The organism is Geodermatophilus sp. SYSU D01036 (assembly GCF_054050435.1).
In genome coordinates this window covers 244,604-266,071 of sequence record NZ_JBJGZJ010000001.1, presented here as the reverse complement: position 1 = coordinate 266,071, position 21,468 = coordinate 244,604, and the positions used below count along the sequence as shown (strand labels likewise).

General features: G+C 74.7%; 26 protein-coding genes. 5 read left to right on the top strand and 21 right to left on the bottom strand.

The window, feature by feature from the left end; translation table 11 throughout:
* Positions 1-31 precede the first annotated feature (31 nt).
* The 21 genes from ACI8AR_RS01465 to ACI8AR_RS01365 all read right to left on the bottom strand — a co-directional run bounded on the left by ACI8AR_RS01465 (position 32) and on the right by ACI8AR_RS01365 (position 17,709).
* Positions 32-508, bottom strand: coding sequence for a flagellar basal body-associated FliL family protein (locus ACI8AR_RS01465; RefSeq protein WP_457049391.1), 477 nt, complete (start codon positions 506-508; stop codon positions 32-34).
* On the bottom strand, positions 505-1,443 hold the full coding sequence (locus ACI8AR_RS01460) for a flagellar motor protein MotB (protein WP_457049390.1): 939 nt from the start codon (positions 1,441-1,443) through the stop codon (positions 505-507). Before ACI8AR_RS01460 ends, ACI8AR_RS01465 begins: the two co-directional genes overlap by 4 nt.
* Before the next feature lie 19 nt (positions 1,444-1,462).
* Complete coding sequence (locus ACI8AR_RS01455; protein WP_457049389.1) at positions 1,463-2,233, bottom strand: motility protein A; 771 nt, start codon at positions 2,231-2,233, stop codon at positions 1,463-1,465.
* A gap of 3 nt (positions 2,234-2,236) precedes the next feature.
* A complete protein-coding gene (locus tag ACI8AR_RS01450; RefSeq protein ID WP_457049388.1) occupies positions 2,237-2,536 on the bottom strand; it encodes a flagellar FlbD family protein in 300 nt (99 codons plus the stop codon).
* 250 nt (positions 2,537-2,786) lie between these two features.
* On the bottom strand, positions 2,787-4,028 hold the full coding sequence (locus tag ACI8AR_RS01445; RefSeq protein ID WP_457049387.1) for a flagellar hook protein FlgE: 1,242 nt from the start codon (positions 4,026-4,028) through the stop codon (positions 2,787-2,789).
* A gap of 87 nt (positions 4,029-4,115) precedes the next feature.
* A complete protein-coding gene (locus tag ACI8AR_RS01440) occupies positions 4,116-4,535 on the bottom strand; it encodes a flagellar hook assembly protein FlgD (protein WP_457049386.1) in 420 nt (139 codons plus the stop codon).
* Positions 4,536-4,547: 12 nt separating this feature from the next.
* A complete protein-coding gene (locus tag ACI8AR_RS01435) occupies positions 4,548-5,864 on the bottom strand; it encodes a flagellar hook-length control protein FliK (RefSeq protein WP_457049385.1) in 1,317 nt (438 codons plus the stop codon).
* A complete protein-coding gene (locus ACI8AR_RS01430; protein ID WP_457049384.1) occupies positions 5,861-6,844 on the bottom strand; it encodes a transglycosylase SLT domain-containing protein in 984 nt (327 codons plus the stop codon). Before ACI8AR_RS01430 ends, ACI8AR_RS01435 begins: the two co-directional genes overlap by 4 nt.
* A complete protein-coding gene (locus ACI8AR_RS01425; protein WP_457049383.1) occupies positions 6,832-7,290 on the bottom strand; it encodes a flagellar export protein FliJ in 459 nt (152 codons plus the stop codon). The genes ACI8AR_RS01430 and ACI8AR_RS01425 overlap by 13 nt, the downstream gene beginning before the upstream one ends.
* A gap of 1 nt (position 7,291) precedes the next feature.
* Positions 7,292-8,602 carry a FliI/YscN family ATPase gene (locus tag ACI8AR_RS01420; RefSeq protein WP_457049382.1) on the bottom strand — a complete coding sequence of 437 codons (1,311 nt, stop codon included), beginning with the start codon at positions 8,600-8,602 and terminating at the stop codon, positions 7,292-7,294.
* Entirely contained in the window at positions 8,599-9,498 is a 900-nt protein-coding gene (locus ACI8AR_RS01415) for a FliH/SctL family protein (RefSeq protein WP_457049381.1), read from the bottom strand. The genes ACI8AR_RS01420 and ACI8AR_RS01415 overlap by 4 nt, the downstream gene beginning before the upstream one ends.
* Entirely contained in the window at positions 9,482-10,561 is a 1,080-nt protein-coding gene (fliG, locus tag ACI8AR_RS01410; RefSeq protein ID WP_456936940.1) for a flagellar motor switch protein FliG, read from the bottom strand. Before fliG ends, ACI8AR_RS01415 begins: the two co-directional genes overlap by 17 nt.
* Positions 10,558-12,156: a flagellar basal-body MS-ring/collar protein FliF gene (gene fliF, locus ACI8AR_RS01405; RefSeq protein WP_457049380.1), complete on the bottom strand. Its 1,599-nt coding sequence runs from the start codon at positions 12,154-12,156 to the stop codon at positions 10,558-10,560. The genes fliG and fliF overlap by 4 nt, the downstream gene beginning before the upstream one ends.
* Positions 12,156-12,482, bottom strand: coding sequence for a flagellar hook-basal body complex protein FliE (gene fliE, locus ACI8AR_RS01400; RefSeq protein WP_457049379.1), 327 nt, complete (start codon positions 12,480-12,482; stop codon positions 12,156-12,158). The genes fliF and fliE overlap by 1 nt, the downstream gene beginning before the upstream one ends.
* Positions 12,483-12,484: 2 nt before the next feature.
* Complete coding sequence (locus tag ACI8AR_RS01395; protein ID WP_456936943.1) at positions 12,485-12,883, bottom strand: flagellar basal body rod protein FlgC; 399 nt, start codon at positions 12,881-12,883, stop codon at positions 12,485-12,487.
* Position 12,884: 1 nt separating this feature from the next.
* The gene (flgB, locus tag ACI8AR_RS01390; RefSeq protein WP_457049378.1) at positions 12,885-13,235 is read right to left on the bottom strand and encodes a flagellar basal body rod protein FlgB; all 351 of its coding nucleotides are present in this window, start codon (positions 13,233-13,235) and stop codon (positions 12,885-12,887) included.
* Between the two features lie 353 nt (positions 13,236-13,588).
* Entirely contained in the window at positions 13,589-13,933 is a 345-nt protein-coding gene (locus ACI8AR_RS01385) for a hypothetical protein (RefSeq protein ID WP_457049377.1), read from the bottom strand.
* Positions 13,930-14,316 (bottom strand): flagellar export chaperone FliS, encoded by a 387-nt coding sequence (gene fliS / locus ACI8AR_RS01380; RefSeq protein WP_457049376.1) that lies wholly within the window; start codon positions 14,314-14,316, stop codon positions 13,930-13,932. Before fliS ends, ACI8AR_RS01385 begins: the two co-directional genes overlap by 4 nt.
* Positions 14,317-14,368: 52 nt before the next feature.
* Positions 14,369-15,685, bottom strand: coding sequence for a flagellar filament capping protein FliD (fliD, locus tag ACI8AR_RS01375; RefSeq protein WP_457049375.1), 1,317 nt, complete (start codon positions 15,683-15,685; stop codon positions 14,369-14,371).
* A gap of 143 nt (positions 15,686-15,828) precedes the next feature.
* Positions 15,829-16,632 (bottom strand): flagellin N-terminal helical domain-containing protein, encoded by an 804-nt coding sequence (locus tag ACI8AR_RS01370; protein WP_457049374.1) that lies wholly within the window; start codon positions 16,630-16,632, stop codon positions 15,829-15,831.
* A 129-nt stretch (positions 16,633-16,761) separates the two neighbouring features.
* Positions 16,762-17,709 carry a sigma-70 family RNA polymerase sigma factor gene (locus tag ACI8AR_RS01365; protein WP_457049373.1) on the bottom strand — a complete coding sequence of 316 codons (948 nt, stop codon included), beginning with the start codon at positions 17,707-17,709 and terminating at the stop codon, positions 16,762-16,764.
* Positions 17,710-17,870: 161 nt separating this feature from the next.
* On the opposite strand from ACI8AR_RS01365, the gene ACI8AR_RS01360 reads away from it, so the two are divergent.
* The 5 genes from ACI8AR_RS01360 (at position 17,871) to csrA (ending at position 21,453) form a co-directional block, all read left to right on the top strand.
* Entirely contained in the window at positions 17,871-18,365 is a 495-nt protein-coding gene (locus ACI8AR_RS01360; RefSeq protein WP_456936949.1) for a flagellar protein FlgN, read from the top strand.
* Positions 18,362-19,780, top strand: coding sequence for a flagellar hook-associated protein FlgK (gene flgK, locus ACI8AR_RS01355; RefSeq protein ID WP_457049372.1), 1,419 nt, complete (start codon positions 18,362-18,364; stop codon positions 19,778-19,780). Before ACI8AR_RS01360 ends, flgK begins: the two co-directional genes overlap by 4 nt.
* 5 nt (positions 19,781-19,785) lie before the next feature.
* Positions 19,786-20,679, top strand: coding sequence for a flagellar hook-associated protein FlgL (gene flgL / locus ACI8AR_RS01350; protein ID WP_457049560.1), 894 nt, complete (start codon positions 19,786-19,788; stop codon positions 20,677-20,679).
* Complete coding sequence (locus tag ACI8AR_RS01345) at positions 20,676-21,080, top strand: flagellar assembly protein FliW (RefSeq protein ID WP_457049371.1); 405 nt, start codon at positions 20,676-20,678, stop codon at positions 21,078-21,080. The genes flgL and ACI8AR_RS01345 overlap by 4 nt, the downstream gene beginning before the upstream one ends.
* Positions 21,081-21,165: 85 nt before the next feature.
* A complete protein-coding gene (csrA, locus tag ACI8AR_RS01340) occupies positions 21,166-21,453 on the top strand; it encodes a carbon storage regulator CsrA (RefSeq protein WP_457049370.1) in 288 nt (95 codons plus the stop codon).
* Positions 21,454-21,468: the final 15 nt, after the last annotated feature.

The following is a 21,468-nucleotide window of genomic DNA, read 5'->3' as shown; positions in this document are numbered from 1 at the left end:
CGGGGAGTGTGGGACGGGTGGGACTACTGCGTCACTGGGTGACGTACTCCGTGAGGTAGACGTGCATGACCATCGGGACGCCGTCCTCGGTGTAGGCCTCGACGATCTGGTGCTCCAGGGACTCCTTGAGCGCCTCGCGGGCGCCGGTCACGTCGGCCGGCTGGGCCTGGGAGTAGGTGGAGATGAGGATGTCGAGGGCCTTCGAGCCGTCGACGCCGCCGCTGCCGTGCCCGCCGGAGGCGGCGGCCGCGGTGTACTCCAGGGTGATGCCGATCTTGAGGTAGCCGCCGCCGGCCAGGTTGACCGCGATGGGCTCCAGCGCGGTGTAGCCGCCGTGCTCGGGCTCCTCGGCCGCGGCCTCGCCGCCGGCGAACAGGAAGAAGTACGCCGCGGCGCCGAGGGCGACCAGCAGGACGGCGACGACGGCGAGCAGCTTCTTCTTCCCGCCGCCCTCGGCCTCCGCGTCCTCGGCGGCGTCCTTCTCCTTGGCCTTGCTCTTGGTGCTCACTCGTGGGTGCCTTCCTGGGCAGGGGCGGCGGCCGGGGCGGGCGCGGCCTGTGCGGGGGCGTCGAGGCCGGGCAGCAGTTCCCGGGCCTCGGCGGAGGCGTCGGACAGCACGACGACGTCGACGCGGCGGTTGAGGGACAGGGCGTTCGGGTCGCTCGCCGGCACCACCGGGCGGGTGTCGGAGTAGCCGGTCCCGGACATCCGGTCCTGCGGGACGCCGGCGGCGGCGAGGTAGCGCACCACCGTGGTGGCCCGGTAGGCCGACAGCTCCCAGTTGGAGGGCCACGGCCCGCCCGGGGTCACCGGCAGCGAGTTGGCGTGCCCCTCGATCGCGAGGTCGTTGGGCAGCGCGGCCAGGGTGGGGGCAACGGCGTCGAGGATGGTGCGGCCCTGCGGCTGCAGCGTGGCCTCCTCCGGGCCGAAGAGCACCGGGTCGGACACGATGTGCACGGTCAGGCCGCGCTCGTCGATCTCGTACCGCGCGGTCCCGGCGTGCCCGGCCGCCGCGAGGGCGGCGTCGATGGCGTCGCGCGCCGCGGCGAGCTGGTCGTACTCGGCGCGCGCCTCGGCCGCGACGTTCGCGGCCTCCTGGGCGGCGGCCCGGGCGGCCGCCGCGTCGACGTCGGACTCCGCGGCCGGGGCCGGCGGGATCTGCACGTCGACGGCGGCGTCGAGGGAGTCGAGCACCGACGCGTCGGAGTTGGTGCCGGCGCTGCTCAGCGCGCTCACCGGGGCGCCGAACGCCTCCGACAGGCCGCTGGCCAGCGCGGCGAACTTCTCCTTGTCCACCTGGCTCATCGCGAACAGGACCACGAAGAGCACCAGGAGCAGCGTCATCATGTCCGCGTAGGACACCAGCCACCGCTCGTGGTTCTCGTGCTCCTCCTCCTCGTGCTTCTTCACCCGGCGCTTGCCGCCGTGGCCGCCGGCGCTCACGCGCGGGCCCGGGCGGCGGTCACGCCGCCTCCCTGGCGGCCTCGCTCGGCGGGATCAGGGCGCTGAGCTTGAGCCGGACGGCGCGCGGGCTGGTGCCGGCCTGGATCTCGGCGATGCCCTCGACCAGCAGCTCCATCTGCGCCGCCTGCAGCTCGCTGACCCGCAGGATCTTGGCGCCCATGGGCAGGAACCAGAAGTTGGCCGCCATGACGCCCCACAGGGTGGCGACGAACGCGGAGGCGATCATCGGGCCGAGCGCCGCGGGGTTGCTGAGGCTGCCCATGACGTTCATCAGGCCGACGATGCAGCCGACGATGCCGATGGTCGGGGCGTAGCCGCCCATCGTCGTCATGAACTTGGCGGCGACCTTGTCCTCGGCCTTCTTGGCGGCGATCTCGCTCTCGAGCACCGCGCGCAGCTCCTCGGGGTCGGTGCCGTCGATGCCCATCTGCAGGCCGCGCTTGAGGAACGGGTCCTGGATCTGCTTGACCTGGGCCTCCAGCGCGAGAAGGCCCTCCTTGCGGGCCTTCTCGGCGAGGCTGACCAGGGTCTGGATCTGCTCGGAGGCCGCCGGGACCTTGGCCGGCATGAGCCCGGCCTTGAACCAGCCGCCCATCTTCTTGAGGTCGGCCATCGTCTGGCCGGACATCGCCGCGCCGAAGGTGGCGACGATGACCAGCACGATGGCCGGGAGGAAGAGCAGCGACGTCGGGTCGGCGCCCTCCAGGACCATGAAGACCAGGAGCGCGACGAGCGAGACGACGAAGCCGATCAGGGTCGACGGGTCCACGGGTCAGCGCTCCTCGCGGGCCGGGAAGGGGACGACCGACGCGCGGCGGGTGTCGCCGGCCGGGTCGCTCGCCGGGGTGCACGTGCCGGCGCGGTAGCTGCCGCGGTCCATGGCGTAGGCGGTCGCGAGGATGCTGGCCCGGTACTCGCGGATCTCGTCGAGCACCGCGTCGACGTCCTCGCTGACGACGTACCTGGTGCCGTCGACGAGGAAGACGACGGTGTCGGGGTGGCCCTCGACCCGCTCGATCAGGTCGGGGTTGAGCGCGAAGTGCTCCCCGTTCAGGCGCGTCACTCGGATCACGGGTGGGTCCTCTGGCTCGTTCGGGAAGGGGGAGGGGCCGCGACGGCGCGGCGCCGGCTACAGGGACCATCGGTCCCGCGCGGGGCCTGCTTGAGCCGAATGCGGCCCGCCGCACCACCCCCGGGGGTGAGCCGGGCACCGCGTTCCCGCACGTCACACGCGCACCGGGAGGCGACCGGGGGACGACGCGACGCGGCCCGGCACCCCGGGGAAATCGGGTGCCGGGCCGCGGGCTCGGCCGGACGCGCCGTCAGCGCTTGAGGTTGACCAGGTCCTGCAGGATCTCGTCGGAGCTGGTGATCACGCGGCTGTTCGCCTGGAAGCCGCGCTGGGCGACGATCAGGCCGGTGAACTCCTCGGCGAGGTCGACGTTGGACATCTCCAGCGCGCCGGCGGTCAGCGAGCCGCGGCCGCCGGTGCCGGCCTCCCCGATGACGGCCTGGCCGGAGTTGTCGCCCACCCGGTAGCTGGAGTTGCCGGCCTTGGACAGGCCGCCGGGGTTGGCGAAGGTGGCCAGCGCCAGCTTGCCGATCGGCTCGCGCAGGCTGTTCGAGTAGACGCCCATGATCGTGCCGTCGTTGCTCAGCGAGATCGACTGCAGCGTGCCCATGGCGTTGCCGTCGACGCCGCTCGGGGTCAGCGCGGTCTTGCCGCCGAACTCGGTCACCCCGGTGAGGTCGAGCGGGATGGTGCCCGGCCAGTTGGCGCCGGTGACGCCGAGGGTGAAGGTGCTGCCACCGGAGGGCCGGCCGGTGGAGGGGTCGAAGGTGAGCGTCTGCGCGGCGCCGATCGCGGTGCCGTTCTCGCCGGCGGCCACCGACCAGGTGTTGGGGCCGGTCTTGGTGAACGTCAGCGCGATCTGGTGCGCGGTGCCGATCGAGTCGTAGGCGGTGATCTGCGTCTGCACCTGGGTGGCCGCGACCGGCGGGCTGGCCAGCGGGTCCGCAGCCACGGACGCCGTCGACAGGTTGCCGGCCAGCGCGCCCGTCGTCGTCGCGGTCGGGGACATGACCTGGCCGAACGGGATGGACAGCGGGCCGATCGGGCCGTTGGCGTCCACGGTGCCGTCCGTGCCGGCCATCCAGCCCTGCAGCTGCGCGCCGTCGGGGGTGACCAGGTTGCCGGCGCCGTCGTAGTCGAAGGACCCGGCGCGGGTGAACAGGTTCTCGTTGCCGGCGCGGGTCACGAAGAAGCCGTCGCCGCTGATCATGAAGTCGGTGGCGCGGCCGGTGTTCTGGGTGGAGCCCTGGCCGAAGTTGGTGGTGACGCCGGCGACCCGGACGCCGAGGCCGACCTGCGCCGGGTTGGTGCCACCGGTCTCGGCGGTCGGCGAGGAGCCGTTGCGGATCACCTGGGACAGGGTGTCCTCGAAGACGGTCTGGCTGCTCTTGAAGCCGACGGTGTTGACGTTGGCGATGTTGTTGCCGGTCACGTCGAGCTTGGTCTGGTGGGCGCGCAGGCCGGAGATGGCCGAGAACATGGAGCGGAGCACGGGGAGGTCCTCTCAGGAGGGGTCGGCGGCCCCCTCGTAGGGGCCCGCCGCGAGCTTGCGAGCGGTGGGGGGCGAGGGGGTCCTTCTCTAGGCGGGGAGGGAGATCTCGCTGAGGCGGCCGAGGGGCACCTCGGTGCCCCCGACGACGGCGGTCGGCCCGTCCCCGCCGAAGCGGACCGAGGACACCGTCCCGGTCCGGGTGGTGCCGTCCTCGGCGGTCCAGCTGACGCCGTGGCCGACCAGCGCGCCGGCCGACAGCGAGCGCTGCAGGGCCAGCAGCTCGGCGTTCTGCGCGGCGATCTCCTCGAGCTTCTCGACCTGGGTGAACGTCGCCGTCTGCGACATGAACTCGGTCGTGCTCGTCGGGCTGTTCGGGTCCTGGTACCGCATCTGCGCCACCAGCAGCTGCAGGAACGTGTCCTTGCCCATCTGGTCGCTGCGGTCCACCGCGGTGGTGGCCGTGTACGTGGCCGGGCTGCCGCCCACGCCGCCCACGGGCTCGGTCATCGTCGGCTCCTCTCAGGCCCGGACGTCGAGGACGCTCGACGCGGGGTGGTCGGCGGCGGCAGCCGGGCGGCTCCCGTCGGGGTCGGGGGTGCGCAGCCACGGCCGGCCGCGGTCGTCGGCGGGGCCGCGCCCCTGGGCGGACCCGCGGCCGTGCTCGCCCTGCTGCTGGGCCTGCTGCCAGCCGCCCTGCGCCTGCGACGAGCCGGAGCCGGCCGGGTCGCGGTCCACCTGCAGCCGTGAGCAGGTCAGGCCCGCGGCCTCCAGGTCGCGGCGCAGGTCGGGCAGGGCGTCGAGGAGGGCGGCGCGGCCGGCGTCGGAGGCCCCGCGCAGGCTCAGCTCGACCGTGCCGTGCTGGACGGTCACCCGGACCTCGACCGGGCCGAGCGTCTCGGGGGTGAGCACCAGCGTCATGGTGTGCGTGCCGTCGGGCCCCGCGGCCAGCGTGGCGACGGTGGGGGCGACCTGGGCGGCCACCGGCGGCTGCGGCACGTCGGGCCGGGCCGGGGCCGGGGTCGCCGCGGCGGGGGCCGGTGCCGGGGTGGGTGCGGGGACCGCCGACGGCAGGGCCCCGCCGGAGGTCCCCGGGTCGCGCTCCTGGGTGCCCGGGTCCGCGGGCACGGCGGGGACCGGTGCGGCGGCCGGGGCGACGGGCGCCTCGGCGGGAGCGGCGGCCGACGGGACCGGCGCCGGCTGCGGGTCCGCGGCGACGACGACGAGCCCGGCGGGCAGCGCCGCCGCGCCCGGGGCCGCGGGCGGAGGGGTCGCGGGGGCCGGGGCGGCGGCGCCGGGCAGGGCGGCGGGTGGGGTGCCCGCACCGGCCGGCACACCGGCGTCGGCGGGGACCGGCGCCGCGGCGGCCTGGGGGAGGCCGGCGGCGACGCCCGGCACCGCGACGGTCCCGGCGGGGACGGCGGGGACGGCGCCGTGCGCGGCGGCCGCGCCGGGGGCGGCGGGGCCGGTGCCGCCGGGAGGAGTCGTGCCGGCGCCGGGGACGGCGGTGCCGAGGGCGAGGGCCAGCGCCCAGCCGGCCGGCAGCGCGCCCGGCGGGACGTGGGGATCGCCCGCGGGCCGCCCGTCGGCCGGTCCCGCGTCGGCGGCGGCGTCGGCGGTCCCGGGGCGGCCGGGGTCGCCGTCGCGGCCCACGGCGCGGCCGGGCCGGTCGCCGTCGCGGCCGACGCCGCGGTCGGCGCCCGGGCGTCCGGCGATCGGGTCGTCGAGGGCGTCGTCGAGGGCGGACGCGAAGCCGGCGGCCGAGCCGGGGTCGGACCCGCCGGCCGGGGAGGCCGGGGCCGGCGCGGCCGCGGCGGCGGTCAGGACGGGAGCTGTCACGAGTAGGCCTCCGCGGCGCTGGTGACCTTGCGGACGTAGGACCGGGTCTCGGCGTACGGCGGGACGCCGCCGTGGCGGGCCACCGTGCCGGGACCGGCGTTGTAGGCGGCCAGCGCCAGGTCGGTCGACCCGAACCGGTCGGTGAGCTGGCGCAGGTAGCGGGCGGCGCCGTCGATCGACGACGCCGGGTCGGTGGCGTCGACGCCGAGGCCGCGGGCGGTGGCCGGCATGAACTGCATGAGGCCGGTGGCGCCCGCCGACGAGACGGCGGCGGAGTCGAAGCCGGACTCGACCTCCGCCACCGCGGCGAGCAGCGCCGGGTCGACGCCGTGCCGGGCGCCGGCGGCGGTGAACAGGTCGGCGTACGGGACGCCCGCGAGGCCGGCGCCGGGGGAGGCCACCGCCGCCGACGCGGCGGCGGAGGCGGGCAGCACCCGGCGGATGACGGTCGGGCTGCCGACGTCCTGCACGCGGACGACGTCGCCCTCCTGCGGCGCGGCGATCATCTTCCCGTCGCCGACGTAGATGCCGACGTGGTCGATGCCCGGGCGGGACGGGGAGTTGTCGAAGAACACGAGGTCGCCGGGGCGGGCCTCGGCCAGGCTCGCGACCGGTGCGCCCGCGGTGGCCTGCTGGGAGCTGGTGCGGGGCAGGTCGATGCCCAGGTCGGCGAAGACCCGCTGGACCAGCCCGGAGCAGTCCAGGCCCACCGACGGGTCGGTGCCGCCCCAGGCGTAGGGCACGCCGAGGTAGCGCTGCGCCGCGGCGACCGCCTGCCCCTCCAGGCCGCTGCCGGCGGCCGCCGTCGTGCCGGTCGCCGTCGTGCCGGTCGCCGTCGTGCCCGCGGTGCCGGTGAGCCCGGCGGCGGCCGCCGCGCCGGCCCAGGCGGCCGACGTCGAGGTGGCCGACGCCGAGGCGAGGGTGAGGATCCGGTTCTGGATCGCGGCGATGCGGCCGTGCACCGCGGTCAGTCCCTCCACGGGTCCTCCTCTCCCTCGGGTCCGGTCCCGGCGTGCCGGGCGGTGACCAGGTCGTCGACCGCGCGCTCCTCGGCGCCGAGCTCGGCGGTCCGCAGCGCGAGGAGGTGCCGCTCGCGCAGCTTCTCCAGCGCCTTGGTCTGCTGGGCGGCGGCGGTCCACCGCGCGCGCAGCAGCCCGGCCTGCTCGGCCGAGGCCTGCGCCGTCGCCCGTGCAGCTGTCACATCGGCAGCCGCGGCGGCCGATGCGACCATCGCGGCGACGAAGACGTGCGCCGGCGCGGACGCGGGCGGCACCCGGGCGGCCAGCGCGGCGGCCTGCGCCTCGGCGCGGCGCTCCGCCTCGCGGGCCGCGGCGGCCGCCTCGGCGGCGGCCCGCTCGGCGGCCTGCTCGGCGGCGCGGCGGACCCGCAGCACCGGCTCGAGGCGGAAGGCGGCCGGCCGGGCCACGTCAGCCGGCCGTCACGAGCCGGTGCAGCATCGCCCAGGCGTCGTCGGGGGAGGTCGAGTCCTCCAGCGGCTGGCGCAGGAAGGCGTCGATGGCGGGCGACAGCGCGCGGGCGCGGTCGACGAGCGGGTCGCTGCCGGCCTGGTAGGCGCCGATCTCCACCAGTTCCCTGACGTCGCGCAGCGCGCCCATGAGCCGGCGCATCTCGCGGGCGTCGGCCATCCGCGCGGGCGCGGTGACCGCGCCGGCGACCCGGGAGATCGACTCCAGGACGTCGACGGCGGGGAAGTGGCCGGTGGTGGCCAGCCTCCGGGCGAGCACGACGTGCCCGTCGAGGATCGAGCGGGCGGTGTCGGCGATCGGCTCGTTGTGGTCGTCGCCCTCGACGAGCACGGTGTAGAGGCCGGTGATCGAGCCGGTCGCGCCCGGGCCCGCCTTCTCCAGCAGCCGCGGCATCATCGCGAAGACGCTCGGCGGGTAGCCGCGGGTGGCCGGGGGCTCGCCGGCGGACAGGCCGACCTCGCGCTGGGCCATCGCGGTGCGGGTGATCGAGTCCATGAGCAGCAGCACGTCGCGGCCCTGGTCGCGGAAGCCCTCGGCGATGCGGGTGGCCACGAACGCGGCCTTGAGCCGCACCAGCGGCGGCTCGTCGGAGGTGGCGACGACGACGACCGTGCGCGCCATGCCCTCGGGCCCGAGGTTCTCCTCCAGGAACTCCTTCACCTCGCGGCCGCGCTCGCCGATCAGCCCGATGACCCGGACGTCGGCCTGCGTGCCGCGGGTGATCTGCGCGAGCAGCGTGGACTTGCCGACGCCGGAGCCGGCGAAGATGCCCAGCCGCTGGCCCTTGCCGACCGGCACGAGGGTGTCCAGCGCGCGGACGCCGACCGGCAGCGGCTCCTCCACCCGGCGCCGGGACAGCGCGTGCGGGGTCTCGCTGGCGAGGTCGACCCAGTCGACGCCGGGGCCGAGCGGGCCGTGCCCGTCGACCGGGCGGCCCAGGCCGTCGAGCACCCGGCCGAGCAGCGCCTCGCCGACGGGCACCTGCAGCGGCATGCCGGTGTTCCGGACCGGCGCGCCGGCGTGCACGCCGCCGAGCTCGCCCAGCGGCATGCAGGTGAGCCGGTCGCGGGAGACGGCGACCACCTCGGCCACGAGCCCGCGCGGGCCGGGGCCGACCTCGACGAGGTCCCCGACGGCGGCGGCGACGCCCTCGACGGTGAGGGTGAGCCCCATGGCGCCGACCACCGAGCCGGTGAGCTGCGGGCGGGCGGCCAGGCGGGCGCGCTCGATCAGCGTGCGCGTGGTGCTCACGGAGACAGCACCGTCCGCACCCGCGCCAGCGCCGTCGACAGCTGGGCGTCGACCCGGCGGGGGCCGCACTCGGCGACCGCGCCGGCCCGCTCGACGGCGTCGTCGCCGACGACGGTGACCGACGGCGGCAGCGCGGCGAGGGCGGCCGGCGGGACCTCGGCGAGGTCGTCGGGGTGCAGCCGGACGACGGCGGGCGCGTCGGCGGGCAGCAGGGTCAGCGCGCGGCGGATCGCGTCCACGCCGGCGGTGGTCGAGGCCGACAGCTCGCGGCCGAGCAGGTCCTCGACGAGCGTCAGGACGCCGTCGACCAGCGTGTCGCGGACGTCCTCGGCGGTGGGCGCCGCGGCGGCGTCGAGGGCGGCGACGGCGGCGCCGAGCGCCGCGGTCGCCGACGCCATCCGGCGCTCCCAGCGGGCCTGCGCGTCGGCCAGCCGGGCGGCGGCCCCGGCCTCGGCCTCCGCGACGACCCGGCCGGCCTCGGCCAGGCCCTCGGCGTAGCCGGCGCTGTGGCCCTCGGCGCGGGCGAACTCGCGCAGCCGGGCCAGCTCCTCGGCGTACACGTCACCGAGCCGCCGCACGCCCCGGCCGTTGGGCACCGGGACGTCGCCGGCGCGGCGGACCGTGGACCGCCGCTCGACCACGTCGGGCGCGCCGTCCACGACCGGCCTCGTCAGCGGCCGGGTCAGCATCGCGTCCGGCGACTGGGGCGGCGGGAGGGTCACCGGCCGGGTCAGCTGCCGGGTCGGCGGGTGGGTCACCGTCTGCGGCGCCGTACGCGGCTCGGGCACCGTCGTCCCCGCCACCTGCCGGTAGGGCGCCGCCGCGCTGGCCGAGGCCCCACGCAGCAGCACCGACTCCCGCGCCGTCGGACGGGACCCGTCAGGCGACGAACTCATCGTCCCCACCCCGCGAGATGGTCAGGACGCCCTGCTCCTCGAGCGTGCGGATGACCGCGACGATCTTGCCCTGCGCCTCCTCGACCGTGCGGGCGCGGACCGGGCCGAGCAGCTCGATCTCCTCGGCGAGGTTCTCGGCGGCGCGCTCGGAGAGGTTCCGGACCACCTTGTCGCGGACGTCGGGGCGCACGCCCTTGAGCGCGGTGGCCAGGTCGTTGGCCTCCACCTCGCGCAGCACCAGCTGCATCGACCGGTCGTCGATCGTCGTGATGTCCTCGAAGACGAACATCTGTGCGCGCACCTGCTCGGCCAGCTCCGGGTCGGAGGTGTCCAGCCACTCGAGGATCGAGCGCTCGGTCGGCCGCGGCGAGCGGTTGATGATCTCCACGAGGGTCTCGACGCCGCCCACGGTGGACATGTCCTGGTGGGCGAGCAGCGACCCCATGCGGCGGCCGAGCTCCTCCTCCACCAGCCGGACCATCTCCGGCGAGGTGCGGTCCATCGTGGCGATCCGGTGGGCGACCTCGGCCTGCTGCTCGGGGGAGAAGCCCGAGAGCACCTCGGCCGACTGCGCGGCCGACAGGTGGGCCAGCACCAGGGCGATGACCTGCGGGTGCTCGTCCTTGAGGAAGGTGACCAGCTGGCGGACGTCGGCGTTGCGCAGCGAGGCGAACGGCACCTCGGTGTAGACGACGTTGAGCCGGGCGAGGATGCCCTCGGCCTTGTCCTCGCCGAGGCCGGCGGCCAGGATCTCGCGGGCGAAGTCGACGCCGCCGCGGCCCACGTACCGCTGCGCGGCCATCATCTGCGAGAACTCGGTGAGCACGCCGTCGACGTCCTCGGGCTCGACCGAGCCGAGCTTCATGATCTCGCGGGTGAGGGCCTCGACCTCGCGCGGGCGCAGCTTGGACAGCAGCAGCCCGGCCTCCTCCTTGCTCATCTGGGCGAGGAAGACGGCGGCCTTGCGCAGGCCGGGCATCTCGGGGCGCGGGGGAGCCGGCGGCAGCGCGGGCAGGTTGGTCCCGCCCGCGCCCACCAGCTGCTCGACACTGGCGAGCGTCATTTCACGTCACTCAGCCAGCCGCGCAGCATCTGCGCCACCTCGTCCGGACGTTCGCTGACCATCGTGGCGATCTCCCCCCGCACCCGCTGCCGCTCCGCGGCCTCCAGTTCCAGCGCCCGGTTGTCCAGGACGGCGGTGTCGTCCCGCGAGCTGGACACCCGCAGCCGCTCGAGCTCGGCGATCAGGCCCTCGTCGAGCTCCAGCGGCTCGTCGTCCTCGTCCTCCTCGTCGTCGCCGCGGCGGCGCGAGCGCAGCCACACGACGAGGACCAGCAGCGCGATGCCGAGCGCGATGCCGCCGTTCTTCACCAGCGCCCACACCTGCGCCTGCTGCTCGGCCTCGCGGGCCGCGGTCATCTCCGCGGCGGCGGCGTCGGCGGCGGTGGTGTCGAAGGCCAGCGAGGCGACGCTGATGTCGTCGCCGCGCGCCGTGTCCAGGCCGACGGCGTTGCCGATGAGGTCCTGCACCTGGGTCTGGTTGAGGTTGCCGGCCACCGTGTCGTTGAGGACGACGGCGACGGTGAGCCGGTTGACCTCCCCGGGCGCGGTGACGGTGTTGGTGACCGTCTGGTCCACGGAGTTGTTCGCCGTCGTGGACTCGGTCGAGTAGGTGGAGTTCCCGCCGCCGGTGCCGTTGGCGGCGTCGGCGGTGTTCTCCGGGCCGAGGACGCCGCCGACGGCGGTGCCGTCGCCGGTGTACTGCTCGGTCGAGCGCTGCTCGGAGACCGGCGGGGTGCCCTCGGTGTAGCCGTAGGTGGTCGCGGTGCTGTCGCTCTGCGACATGTCCAGGTCGGCGCGCACGGCGACGCGGGCGTTGCCCGGGCCGAGGACGGTGTCGAGGATCGCCTGGGCGTTGGAGGCCAGGCGGCTCTCGTAGTCGGTCTCCATCTGCGAGCGGGCGTCGCCGGAGGCGGCGCTCACGCCCTGGCCGGCGGCCGACAGCAGCTGGCCGGTCGAGTCGGAGACGGTGACCTGGTCGGGGTCCATGCCCTCGACGCTGGAGGACACCAGGTTGGTGATCGACTGGATCTGCTCGCCGGCGAGCTCGGTGCCGGGCTCCAGGTCCAGGAGCACCGAGGCGGTCGGCTCACCCTCGTCGGAGGCGAACACCTCGTCCTCGGGCAGCGCGACGTGGACCACGGCGGTCTGCACGCCGTCGAGCGCCTCGAGCGTGTTGGCCAGCTCGCCCTCGATGGCGCGCTGGTACTGCACCTGCTGCTGGAACTCGCTGGTGGTGATGCCCTGCTCGTCGAGCAGCGCGTACCCGGTGTCCGAGCCGGCCGGCAGGCCCTTGCCGCTCATCTGCAGCCGCAGGTCGTAGACCTGCTCGTTGGGCACCAGGATCGTGCCGCCGCCGTCGGCGAGCTCGTAGGTGACGCCGGAGGCGTTGAGCTCGTCGACGATCGCCGAGGCGTCGGTCGAGGCCAGGTTGGAGAACAGCGGCGCCATGGTCGGCGTCGTGATCCAGCGGTAGAAGAAGAAGCCGCCCAGAGCGAGCCCGGCCACCAGCAGGCCGATCACGACCTTCTGGCCGAGGCTGATGGTGGCGAGCGTGCCCTTGATCTTCGCCAGGGGACCGGCGAGTGCGGCAGGCATCAGACGGGCATCCTCATGATCTCGGTGAAGGCCTCGACCGCCTTGTTCTTGAGGGTCACGACCATCTCGGTGGCCACGGAGGCCTCCTGGGCGGCGATCATGTAGTCGTGCACGTCACGCAGGTCGCCGGTGGCGCCCTGGACGGCGAGGGCGTCCTTGGCCTCCTGCATGCTGCCGAGCCGGTCGAGCGCGCCGGTCAGCGCGGCGGCGAAGCCCTCGCCCGAGGTGGAGGCCGCCGGGGCCGCGGCCGTCGTGCCGGCCGCGCCGCCGAGGGCGCCGATCGCCGGGATGCCGGGCAGCGAGATGCCGTCGATGGGGGAGCTCACGGTCAGCCCTTCCCGAGCTGGAGGGCGGCCTGGTAGGCGGTGGTCGCCCGGTCCAGGGACGCCAGGTTCGCCTGGTAGCCGCGCTGGGCCATGATCAGCTGGGTCATCTGGTCGCCGAGGTCGATGTCCGGGTACCGGACGTAGCCCTCGGCGTCGGCCAGCGGGTGGTCGGGCTCGTGCACGAGCCGGCCCTCGCCGCTGCCGAACTCGGCGCGGGCGATGCGGACGCCGCCCTCCCCGGAGCCGTAGTCCACGGCCTGCGCGACGACCATGCGCTCCCGGAACGCCTCGCCGTCGGTCGAGCTGACCGTGTTGATGTTGGAGATGTTGTCCGAGACGGCGTCCATCCAGCGGCGGTGGACGGACAGTCCGGACCCGGAGATGTCGAGGCTGTCGAACACGTCAGGACGTCCTCAGGGCCGTGCGCAGACCGCTGTACTTGCCGTCGAGCGCGGTGAGCGCGAACTGGTAGCGCAGGCCGGTCTCGGTGGCGATGACCGTCTCGCTGTCGAGGTTGACGTTGTTGCCGTCCTCGCGGGTGGGCTCGAACGAGCGCGCGACGGAGCCGCCGGAGACCGTCGGCGTCCTGCCCTGGCGCAGCTCGGTGCGCAGCGAGGACTCGAAGTCGGTCCGGCCGGCGAGGAAGCCCGGGGTCTGGACGTTGGCGATGTTGTCCGCGGTCACGCGCTGCCGCTGGGCCAGACCGCTCAGCGCCGCGTGCAGCGTCGTCATCGTGACGTCGCTGATCGTCATCGGGTGGACCGCCGGCGGGCAGGACGGCAGGACACGACTGGCCTCCGGGTACGTCGGGGGACCCCGGCGCGCGAGCGCAGGGGCGGGGCCGCCGATCCGTGGCGAGAGTGGTGCTGTCCGTGCAGGACCGTTCTCGGCAGCGGTCCGTCACACCTTGACCACGTTCCGTGACTCGCGTGACGGGTGTGACGGATGGAGAGGACGGGCCGGGTGCGCACTGCCGGGGCCCCTGCCGCCTCCCGAGCCGTCTCCCGCCCGCGGGAGGCGGTCCGCGGCCGAGGACGACGACGGCCGGGCCCGCCGCGAGGCGGACCCGGCCGGGCCGGTGCGTTGTGGGGTTGTGCCAGTCGGTGTCAGAGGGCCCTGTCGATGAAGGCGGCCACCGGGCGGGGCCGGTAGGCCATCCGGGCGGCGACGTCGCGCTGGCGCTGGGACTGGGTGATCCGCTCGACGAGCTCCTCGGCGACGGCGAGCTGGTGCTGCAGCAGCCGGGCGGCCCGCTCGCGCAGGTCCGTCGGCACCGGGCCGAGCACGCTGGGCGGGGTCCAGTCCTCCATGCGCCGGCCCCAGGCGGCGATCTCCTCGGCGCGGTTGCCGCGGATGGCCCGCTCCGCGTCGAGGACCTCGACCTCCATCTCCTCGAGGACGCTGGCCCACTCCGCGCGGCGCTGCTCGTCCGCGGAGCGCGCCGAGGTCATGCGGTGCCCGCCGCGAGGCTCGCGGCCGCCTGGCGCCAGGCGTCCCGCAGCGGCTCGACGACCTGCAGGCAGGACCTCACCCGGTTGGCGTCCTGCTTGACCATCGCCTGGTTCAGCTCGGCGATCAGCCAGTTGTAGAGAGCGGCGAGGCGGGGGCCGCCCTCCCAGGCGTCGACCCGAAGGCTGCCGAGCAGCTCGAAGACGATGTCCTGGGCGTGGCGGACCTGCTCGCGCGCGTCGGCGCGCCGGTCCTCGGCCAGCGCGGTCCGGGCGCGCTCGAGGTCCAGGGCGAGGCGGTCGTAGAGCATCACCAGCACCTGCTGCGGCGAGGCGGTGCTCACGGCGTCGCCGAGGTAGCGGGAGCGGAGGGAGGCGGCGGTCATCGGGGGAGCTCCTGGATCGGGGACGGGGGAGCGGGGATCAGGAGAGATCGGGTCAGGCCAGGCCGGCCAACTGGCCGGCGAGCCAGGTCGACTGCGACTTGAGCGAGCTCAGCGCGGTCTCCATGGCGGTGAACTGCCTGGTGAGGGCCTCCTTGCGGGCGGCCAGGCGCAGGTCCCAGTCGTCGATGCGCTCCTGCAGGTCGTCGGCGAGCCTGTCGCGGCCCTCCGCCAGGAGGGTCAGTGCGCCGGTGGTCTTGTCGGTCACCCGCGCGGCCAGCACCCGCATGCGGGTGCCCACGCCGTCGGCACCGTCGGCCGCGGCGGTCCCGGCGAACCGCGTCCGCACCTGCTCCGGCTCGGCCTGCAGCTCGCTCAGGAAGGTCTCCTTCGTGAACTCCACCTTCCCGGTACGGGTGAGCTCGACGCCGGCCGAGCCGGCGGAACGGGACCCCGCGACGGCTTCGGACACCGCCCCGAGGATCTGGTCGGTGAGCCGGCGCAGGCTGCTGTCGCCGCGCAGCGTGGCGGTGGAGCCGGTGCCGTTGGCGGACTGCTTCGAGATCTCGTCGAGCGCGGCGTTCGCGGCGTCGACGAAGGCCTGCACCTTGGCGGCGACGGCGTCGGGGTCGGCCGTGACGTCGACGGTGACCTGGGTGGCGCTCCTCGCGCTGACCGTGAGGGTGCCGCCGGGGATGACGCCGGTGAAGGTGTTGGTGCTGGAGGTGATGATCAGCGGCGGGTCGGCATCGCCGACGGTGATCCGGGCGTCAGTGCCCTCGCGCAGGGTCCTGAAGTCGCCGTCGAGGGAGAACCGGCCGGCTTCCCCGGTGGTCTTGGCGCTGATCTGGAGCGCGTACTCACCCGGCTTGACCTGCAGGACCGTCGCGTTCAGTCCGAGGCCGCTCTCGTTGATGGCGGTCGCGGTGTCGTTCAGCGACCCGGTGCCGAGGTCATCGAGGAGGACGTCGGTGCCGTCGGCCGTGCGCACCGTGAGGCTGGAGTAGGCCCCGCCCGTGGTGGCCGGTTGCTGGACGGTGGTGCCGACGACGGCGTGTGTGGCGGCGACGGAGTCGACGGTGAAGGAGATCGAGCCGGTCTGCGGCGTGCCGGTGACGGCGACGGCGACGGCGGTGCTCGAGCTGGTCGCCTTGGCGGCGATCCACGTGCCGGTCTTGCCGAGCTCCTCGGCGGCCGAGCGGAGAGCGTCGACCTTCGTGTTGATCGAGCGGTAGGCGTCGGCGGCCCTCTGCGTCTGGGTCAGCCGGGTCTTGAGCGCGGTCTGCGTGGCGCCCTCGGCGGCGACGAGCTGGGTGATCAGGCTCGTGGTGTCCAGGCCCGAGATCAGGCCGTCGACGCTCAGGCTCACCATCGCTGCGCTCTCCAGGGATCGCGGGGGAGGGACGGGTGGGGCGGGTGTGACCTGCTCCCGGTGTGCAGTGAGGGGGGAGGCCTGGGCCTCCCCCCTCACCGGGTGGTGCTGTGTGCTGGCTGGTCAGGCGCTCGGGCCCCGCGTCAGCGGAGCAGCTGCAGGACGCCCTGCGAGCTCTGGTTCGCCTGCGCCAGCATCGCGGTGCCGGCCTGCGACAGGATCTGCGAGCGGGTGAAGGACACCATCTCCTGGGCCATGTCGGTGTCGCGGATGCGGCTCTCCGACGCGGACAGGTTCTCGATGGCGACGTTCACGTTGTTGAGCGTGTGCTCGAACCGGTTCTGGATCGCACCGAGCTCCGCACGCTGGGCCGAGACCTCGTCGATCGCGTCCTGCAGGGTGTCGCTGTTGGTGATGTCGATGGCAGCCATCGCCGTACCGGCCGTGAAGTCCGCGCTCGCGGTGGCGGAGATCTCGATGGTGTCGGTGTTGGCGTAGCCGACCTGGAACACCTTGGCGGTGTCGTTGAACAGCTCGACGCCGTTGAACTTGGTGTTGTCCTTGATGCGGGTGATCTCCGTGCTCAGGGCGTCGAACTCCGCCTGCAGCGCGGCCTGCGAGTCGCCGCCGGCGACGTGCGTGCCGCTGTTGTACTGCACGGCCAGGTCGTTCATGCGCTGCAGCATGGAGTGGACCTCGGTGAGCGCACCTTCCGCGGTCTGGGCGACGGAGATGCCGTCCTGGGCGTTGCGGGCGCCGACCTTGAGGCCCCCGATCTGCGAGCGGAGGCCCTCGGAGATGGCCAGGCCGGCGGCGTCGTCGGCCGCCCGGTTGATGCGCAGACCGCTGGAGAGCTTCTCCAGCGACTTGCCCATCGCCGTGTCGGTGCCCGACAGGTTCCGGTAGGCGTTGAACGCGGCGATGTTGTTGTTGACGCGCAGACCCATGGTGATCCTCCTTGGACTCGGGTCTTCCTGGTTCCCGCTGCATCCGTGCTGCGGGCCTTGCAGGTGGTGTTACGGCTGGGGCGTCCCGGACCTTGAGGCGAACGCCCCGTTTTCTGCCGAACTTCTCCCTCAGGCGGGTCGGGCGGCTCCGTACGCGGCCTGCCACCCGGTGCGGGGGCGGGGGATCGGCGGCGCGTTGCGGTCGGCGGAGCTCCGCCCGGCGACGCGCTCGACGTAGAGCCGCTGCTGGTTGCGCGCCCGGACCCCGCCGTCGGCGGGCACCGCCCGGCCCTCCCAGACCTCGCTCATCGCCGCGTGCAGCAGGGTCAGGGCGCGGGCGCGCATCTGCGAGACGCGGGAGAGCGTGACGCCGAGGTCGGCGGCGATGTCGGTGAGCGACTCCCCGCCGAAGAAGTTGCGCTCCACGACCTCGTCGAGCCGGTCGGGCAGCGCGCGGATGGCGTCCTGCAGGTAGCGGGCGCGCTCGCCGCGCAGCACCGCCCGCTCGGGGGACTCGCCGGGGTCGGGCAGGTCCAGCGTGCCGCCCTCCGCGCCGGTCTCGGCGTCGATGCTCACCATGACGGCGCGGTGGACGTCGACCTGCAGCGCGTCGAGGTCCTCGCGGCGCACGCCGAGGGCCTCGGCGAGCTCCTCGCGCGTCGGCGGCCGGCCCAGCCGGATGGTCAGCGCGTCGGACGCGGCGTCCGTGCGGCGGGCCGCGGCCCGGACCGAGCGGCTGGCCCAGTCGCCCGAGCGCAGCTCGTCCAGGACCGCGCCCTGCAGCCGGGGGAGGGCGTAGGTGGCGAACGTCGCGCCGGCCGCCGGGTCGAACCGGCGGGCCACCTCGACCAGCGCCACCTTCGCGCAGGACAGCAGGTCCTCCCGGCTCACGTGGCCGGGCAGCGAGATGCGCGACGCCACCGCGTTGACCGCGAACGAGCACAGGGGGAGGTGCTCGGTGACGAGCGCCTCGACCTCCACCTCGGAGCGCAGGACCTCGGAGCGCAGGACCTCGGGGCGCGCGGCGTCCGACGGTTGCGGGGGAGCGGAGCGCGCGGGGACCGCGCGGTCGGTCACCGGGGAGCGGGCTGCTGGCACGGTCCCTCTCTCGGCAGGGACCGCACCGTCCCGGACGCACAACTCCTGCCAATCCTGGGAACTCGGCTTGAGGGCCGCTTGCCCGCTGCCGACCGTCTGTCCGCGAAGGCGGGGACACCCGCCGGGAGACGAGGGAGGCGGTGGCGGACGTGGACTTCCAGCACCTGTCGACGCTGCTGTGGCGCGAGCAGGAGCTGCTCGACCTGCTGCTGTTCAAGGCAGAGGAGAAGCAGTACCTGATCCTGTCCGGCAAGACCCGCTGGCTGGCCCGGATCGCGCACGAGATCGAGGTCGTCCTCGACCAGTTGCGCGTCCTCGAGGTCGAGCGGGCCGCCGCCACCGAGGCGATCGCCGTCCGGCTGGGCACCGGGGTCAACCCGTCGCTGCGCCAGCTGGCCGAGGCCGCCCCCGCGCCGTGGAACGACCTGCTGGCCAAGCACCACGAGGCCCTGCTCGTCCTCGTCACCGACCTGCGCAGCCTCTCCGACGCCAACCGCGAGCTCATCGAGGGCGGCCTGTCCGCGATCGGCGACGCGCTGCTCTCGGTCCGCCACCCCACGGCCGGCACCTACGGCGCCACCGGCCGCTCCGAGCACGGGTCCTCCCGCGCGGTCACCCTGGACGGGGCCCTGTGAGCACCTTCTCCGGCCTCAACACCGCGTCGACGGCGCTGTGGGCCGCCCAGCGCGGCCTCGACGTCACCGGCCAGAACATCGCCAACGTCAACACCGCCGGCTACTCCCGCCAGCGCGTGGACCAGACCGCCATGGGCGGCACCGCCGTCCCCGCGATCCACTCGGTCAGCACCGGCGTGGACGGCGGCGTCGACTCCGACGGGGTCCGCCGCGTCCGCGACGCCTTCCTCGAGGCCCGCGCCCAGCTCGAGACCTCCTCGAGCGCCCGGCTCACCGCGGAGGCCGACGCGCTCTCGCAGATCGAGGACGCGTTCCGCGAGCCCGGCGACACCGGCCTGCAGAGCATGCTGTCCGACGTCTGGGCCGGCTTCTCCGACCTGGCCGACAGCCCGCTCACCCTCGCCGCGCGCAGCCAGGTGCTCGAGCGGCTCGACGTCCTCGCCGACGGCATCCGCACCACCCGGGCCGCGCTGGACCAGCAGTGGGAGCAGACCCGCGACGGCCTGCAGGCCCTCGTCGCCGACGTGGACACCGCGGCCGCCTCGGTCGCCGAGCTCAACGGCGCGATCCGGCAGGCCACCCTCTCCGGCCTGCCGGTCAACGAGCTCTCCGACCGCCGCGACGCGCTGGTCATGCAGCTGTCGCAGAGCATCGGCGCCACTGCGGTGCCGCGGGCCGACGGCGTCGTCGACGTGACCGTCGGCGGCACCAGCCTGGTCGCGGGCAGCACCGCGACCGCCGTCCGGCTGGCCGGTAGTGACAACGCCGACGGGATCGGCGCCGACGCGCCGCGGCTGGAGACCCACCCCGGCGGGTCGACGCTGCGCGTGGGCGGCACCGCGGCCGGCCAGCTCACCGCCCTGACGCAGACGGTCCCGGCCTACCGCACGCAGCTCGACGAGTTCGCCCGCTCGGTCGCGACGACGTTCAACGCCGCGCACACCGGCGGGTACGACCTCGCCGGGGCGCCCGGGCAGGCGCTGTTCGACACCGGCGGGTCCGGCACCGTGGTCACCGCCGCCAACCTCACCCTGCGCCCGCTCACCCCGCAGCAGGTCGCCGCGGCGACGACGCCGCCGTCAGGTGCCGGCAACGCGCCGTCGGCCGACGGCGACAACGCGGACGCCTTCTTCCGGCTCAGCCTCGACACCGCCGGCCTGGACGCGGCCTACCGCAGGCTGGTGGTGGCCCTGGGCGTCGAGTCCTCCGTGGCCACGCGCAACGCCGAGGTCCAGTCCGTGGTGTCCGCGCAGGTCGACGCCGCCCGCGAGTCGACCTCCGGCGTCAACCTCGACGAGGAGATGACCAACATGCTCTCCTTCCAGCACGCCTATGCCGCCGCCGCGCGCATGGTCAGCGCGATCGACGAGGCGCTGGACACCCTCATCAGCCGCACCGGCGTCGTGGGCCGGTGAGCGGGATGCGCATCACGCAACGGGCTGTCGCGCAGACCGCCCTGCAGGGCCTCAACCGCAACCTCGCCGACCTGGGCAAGCTGCAGGAGCAGCTCACCTCCGGCAAGGTCGTCAGCCGGCCCTCGGACTCGCCGACCGCCGTCAACCGGTCCCTGCAGATCCGCAAGGACCAGGCCGCCACCGAGCAGTACGCGCGGGGCATCTCCGACGCGCAGAGCTGGATGGAGATCACCGACACGGCTCTGACGTCCGTGATCGCGCAGGTGCGCCGGGTCCGGGACCTCACCGTGCAGGCGACCAACGGCACGATGACGGAGAGCAGCCGCACCGCGATCGCCACCGAGGTGTCCGCGCTCCGGGAGAGCCTGCTCGGCCTGGCGAACGAGAACGTCGACGGGCGCCCGGTCTTCGGCGGCGTCACCAGCGGGAAGCAGGCGTACCGGGCCGACGGCACCTGGGTCGGCGTGGGCAGCGCCGACGGCACCGGCGTCGTCCCGATCACGCGGCGGATCTCCAACGACGAGCGGGTCCGCATCGACGTCACCGGCGTCGAGGCGTTCGGCCCGCCCGGGAACGACCTGTTCGCCGTCGTGGGGAGGATCGCCACCGACGTCGCGGCCGGGGCCCCGGTGCAGGGCGACCTCACCGCCCTCGACGCGGCGACGGACCGGCTGCTCACCGCGCTCTCGACGATCGGTGCCCGCGCCGCCCGGATCGACAACGCCGCGCAGGTCAACTCCGACCGGTCGCTGGCGCTGCAGAAGCAGCTCGCCACCGTCGAGGACGTCGACCTGCCGAAGACGATCATGCAGCTGCAGTTCCAGCAGACCGGCTACCAGGCGGCGCTGCAGGCGACCGCCCAGGTCGTCCAGCCCTCGCTCGCGGACTTCCTGCGGTGACCCTCGCCCCGGTCGTCACCCTGCCGCTGCTGGGCATGGTGTCCCCGTTGCCCGGCTTCCCCGACTTCCGCGACTACGTGCTCGTCACGGCCGACGGGGACGGGCTGCTGTTCTGGCTGCAGTCCCTGGACGCCGACGGTCCGCGGTTCCTGGCCGTCCCCCCGGCCCGGTGGTTCCCGGACTACGCGCCCGTGCTGCCGGCCCCGGTGCTGGCCGACCTGGACCTCGCGGACCCGGCCGACGCCTCGCTGTTCTGCCTGGTCACCGTGCCGGCCGGGGGCCCGGCCGCGGCGACGGCGAACCTGCGTGCCCCGGTCGTGCTCAACCCGGCGAACTGGCGGGCCACCCAGGTCGTGCTCCCCGACGGCCGTCATCCGATCCGGCGTCCCCTGCGCCGATAGAGGAGGGGAGCGGTCCCGCCGCTCGACCCCCCGCCCCGCCGGGCGGGGTGCCAGGAGGCCGTCACACACCCATGGAGGGGTACCCGTGCTCACACTGACCCGCAGCGTCGGCGAGACCATCCGCATCGGCGACGACATCGAGGTGCACGTCGTGGAGGTCCGCGGCGGCACCGTCCGGCTGGGCTTCAAGGCCCCGCGCGAGGTGACCATCCACCGCGAGGAGGTCTACCGGCAGATCGCCGAGGCCAACCTGCTCGCCGCGCAGGTCACCGCGGACACGCTCGGCGCGCTCGCCGCCTTCGCGCCGCCGGCCGGCGCCCCCGCCCCGGCCGCCCCGGAGCGGCCCGGCTCGCCGGAGCGGCCCGCGCGCTGACGACACGCCACGGAC